The 3437-nt window shown below is 57.2% G+C and carries 3 protein-coding genes and 3 pseudogenes; 1 reads left to right on the top strand and 5 read right to left on the bottom strand.

The features are described from left to right. Nucleotides 1-234 precede the first annotated feature (234 nt). The 4 genes and pseudogenes from NQ050_RS10940 to NQ050_RS10925 all read right to left on the bottom strand — a co-directional run bounded on the left by NQ050_RS10940 (nucleotide 235) and on the right by NQ050_RS10925 (nucleotide 2998). A complete protein-coding gene (locus tag NQ050_RS10940; protein WP_000376623.1) occupies nucleotides 235-735 on the bottom strand; it encodes a GNAT family N-acetyltransferase in 501 nt (166 codons plus the stop codon). A 127-nt stretch (nucleotides 736-862) separates the two neighbouring features. Further along, nucleotides 863-1702: a sulfonamide-resistant dihydropteroate synthase Sul1 gene (gene sul1 / locus NQ050_RS10935; protein WP_000259031.1), complete on the bottom strand. Its 840-nt coding sequence runs from the start codon at nucleotides 1700-1702 to the stop codon at nucleotides 863-865. Next, nucleotides 1696-2043: a quaternary ammonium compound efflux SMR transporter QacE delta 1 gene (locus tag NQ050_RS10930; protein ID WP_000679427.1), complete on the bottom strand. Its 348-nt coding sequence runs from the start codon at nucleotides 2041-2043 to the stop codon at nucleotides 1696-1698. Before NQ050_RS10930 ends, sul1 begins: the two co-directional genes overlap by 7 nt. A gap of 116 nt (nucleotides 2044-2159) precedes the next feature. Next, nucleotides 2160-2998: pseudogene (locus tag NQ050_RS10925) on the bottom strand (AadA family aminoglycoside 3''-O-nucleotidyltransferase). Between the two features lie 145 nt (nucleotides 2999-3143). Here NQ050_RS10925 and NQ050_RS10920 point away from each other — a divergent pair. After that, nucleotides 3144-3273 (top strand): annotated as a pseudogene (locus tag NQ050_RS10920) (integrase); the annotation flags it as partial. A gap of 46 nt (nucleotides 3274-3319) precedes the next feature. Here the strand turns inward: NQ050_RS10920 and NQ050_RS10915 are convergent. Beyond that, nucleotides 3320-3437: pseudogene (locus NQ050_RS10915) on the bottom strand (IS6 family transposase); the annotation flags it as partial.

Raw genomic sequence — 3437 nt, 5'->3', positions numbered from 1 at the left:
ACAATACCAGCGCACCGCCCACAGGATCACATCACCCTGGAAATGGCGCCACTTGAAATCCGTCATCGTTCCGTCCGTCCAATCTCCGCCAAGCATGCTCAAGCTTCACGATTTTTGCAACAGAGCCATATCGACAACCTCTCGCGCAACCAAGACATCGCGGTCGGACTGCAAGTGATCTTGAAGCCACGGGCCCGTCCCACCCCGACATGGACCTCGATGCCCGAACGGACGTTAGATTTCGAGTTCTAGGCGTTCTGCGATGAAGGTTGGATCCCAGCCGGGATTGAAAGTGTCGACGTGGGTGAATCCGAGCCGCTCGTATAGGCCACGCAGGTTCGGGTGGCAGTCGAGCCGCAGCTTGGCGCACCCCTGCGTTCGCGCGGCATGGCGGCAAGCCTCGATCAGCGCGGAGCTGACACCCCGGCCCGCATGTGTCCGTCGCACCGCGAGCTTGTGCAGATATGCGGCCTCCCCCTTGAGGGCGTCGGGCCAGAACTCGGGATCCTCGGCCGACAAGGTGCAACAGCCGACGATGCCGTCGCTGCAACTCGCGACTAGGAGCTCGGATCTCAGGACGAAGGTCTCCGCGAATGTCCGGTCGATCCGCGCGACGTCCCAGGCGGGCGTTCCCTTGGCGGACATCCACGCCGCAGCGTCGTGCATCAGCCGCACAACCTCGTCGATATCACCCGAGCAGGCGACCCGAACGTTCGGAGGCTCCTCGCTGTCCATTCGCTCCCCTGGCGCGGTATGAACCGCCGCCTCATAGTGCAGTTTGATCCTGACGAGCCCAGCATGTCTGCGCCCACCTTCGCGGAACCTGACCAGGGTCCGCTAGCGGGCGGCCGGAAGGTGAATGCTAGGCATGATCTAACCCTCGGTCTCTGGCGTCGCGACTGCGAAATTTCGCGAGGGTTTCCGAGAAGGTGATTGCGCTTCGCAGATCTCCAGGCGCGTGGGTGCGGACGTAGTCAGCGCCATTGCCGATCGCGTGAAGTTCCGCCGCAAGGCTCGCTGGACCCAGATCCTTTACAGGAAGGCCAACGGTGGCGCCCAAGAAGGATTTCCGCGACACCGAGACCAATAGCGGAAGCCCCAACGCCGACTTCAGCTTTTGAAGGTTCGACAGCACGTGCAGCGATGTTTCCGGTGCGGGGCTCAAGAAAAATCCCATCCCCGGATCGAGGATGAGCCGGTCGGCAGCGACCCCGCTCCGTCGCAAGGCGGAAACCCGCGCCTCGAAGAACCGCACAATCTCGTCGAGCGCGTCTTCGGGTCGAAGGTGACCGGTGCGGGTGGCGATGCCATCCCGCTGCGCTGAGTGCATAACCACCAGCCTGCAGTCCGCCTCAGCAATATCGGGATAGAGCGCAGGGTCAGGAAATCCTTGGATATCGTTCAGGTAGCCCACGCCGCGCTTGAGCGCATAGCGCTGGGTTTCCGGTTGGAAGCTGTCGATTGAAACACGGTGCATCTGATCGGACAGGGCGTCTAAGAGCGGCGCAATACGTCTGATCTCATCGGCCGGCGATACAGGCCTCGCGTCCGGATGGCTGGCGGCCGGTCCGACATCCACGACGTCTGATCCGACTCGCAGCATTTCGATCGCCGCGGTGACAGCGCCGGCGGGGTCTAGCCGCCGGCTCTCATCGAAGAAGGAGTCCTCGGTGAGATTCAGAATGCCGAACACCGTCACCATGGCGTCGGCCTCCGCAGCGACTTCCACGATGGGGATCGGGCGAGCAAAAAGGCAGCAATTATGAGCCCCATACCTACAAAGCCCCACGCATCAAGCTTTTGCCCATGAAGCAACCAGGCAATGGCTGTAATTATGACGACGCCGAGTCCCGACCAGACTGCATAAGCAACACCGACAGGGATGGATTTCAGAACCAGAGAAAGAAAATAAAATGCGATGCCATAACCGATTATGACAACGGCGGAAGGGGCAAGCTTAGTAAAGCCCTCGCTAGATTTTAATGCGGATGTTGCGATTACTTCGCCAACTATTGCGATAACAAGAAAAAGCCAGCCTTTCATGATATATCTCCCAATTTGTGTAGGGCTTATTATGCACGCTTAAAAATAATAAAAGCAGACTTGACCTGATAGTTTGGCTGTGAGCAATTATGTGCTTAGTGCATCTAACGCCGGAGTTAAGCCGCCGCGCGTAGCGCGGTCGGCTTGAACGAATTGTTAGACATCATTTACCAACTGACTTGATGATCTCGCCTTTCACAAAGCGAATAAATTCTTCCAAGTGATCTGCGCGTGAGGCCAAGTGATCTTCTTTTTGTCCCAGATAAGCTTGCTTAGCTTCAAGTAAGACGGGCTGATACTGGGCAGGTAGGCGTTTTATTGCCCAGTCGGCAGCGACATCCTTCGGCGCGATTTTGCCGGTTATTGCGCTGTACCAAATGCGGGACAACGTAAGCACTACATTTCGCTCATCGCCGGCCCAGTCGGGCTGCGAGTTCCATAGCTTCAAGGTTTCCCTCAGCGCCTCGAATAGATCCTGTTCAGGAACCGGGTCAAAGAATTCCTCCGCTGCCGGACCTACCAAGGCAACGCTATGTTCTCTTGCTTTTGTAAGCAGGATAGCTAGATCAATGTCGATCATGGCTGGCTCGAAGATACCCGCAAGAATGTCATTGCGCTGCCATTCTCCAAATTGCAGCTCGCGCTTAGCCGGATAACGCCACGGGATGATGTCGTCATGCACGACAAGGGTGACTTCTATAGCGCGGAGCGTCTCGCTCTCGCCAGGGAAAGCCGAAGCCTCCATAAGATCATTGAGCAATGCTCGCCGCGTCGTTTCATCAAGCTTTACGGCCACAGTAACCAACAAATCAATATCGCTGTATGGCTTCAGGCCGCCATCCACTGCGGAGCCGTACAAATGCACGGCCAGCAACGTTGATTCCAGATGGCGCTCAATGACGCTTAGCACCTCTGATAGTTGGTTCGAAATTTCGATGGTCACCGCTTCCCTCATGATGTCTAACTTTGTTTTAGGGCGACTGCCCTGCTGCGTAACATCGTTGCTGCTCCATAACATCAAACATCGACCCACGGCGTAACGCGCTTGCTGCTTGGATGCCCGAGGCATAGACTGTACAAAAAAACAGTCATAACAAGCCATGAAAACCGCCACTGCGCCGTTACCACCGCTGCGTTCGGTCAAGGTTCTGGACCAGTTGCGTGAGCGCATACGCTACTTGCATTATAGCTTACGAACCGAACAGGCTTATGTCCACTGGGTGGCTCTGTTGCAAAGATTGGCGGCAGTCAGAGGTAGGCTGTCGCTCTGCGCCGATCAGGCGGCTGCTGCGAAATGGTGGTTGAGCATGCCCATGGCCTCCGTCAGCGCCGAGGGCCCAATGCCAAAAGCTCTCTCCACAAGGCGCACCTCGCCCCTGATGCCGGGCTGCAGG

Source organism: Corynebacterium sp. 122RC1, from assembly GCF_024580955.1.
Taxonomy (GTDB): Bacteria; Actinomycetota; Actinomycetes; order Mycobacteriales; family Mycobacteriaceae; genus Corynebacterium; species Corynebacterium kozikiae.
This window is presented reverse-complemented; position numbering and strand designations above follow the sequence as displayed.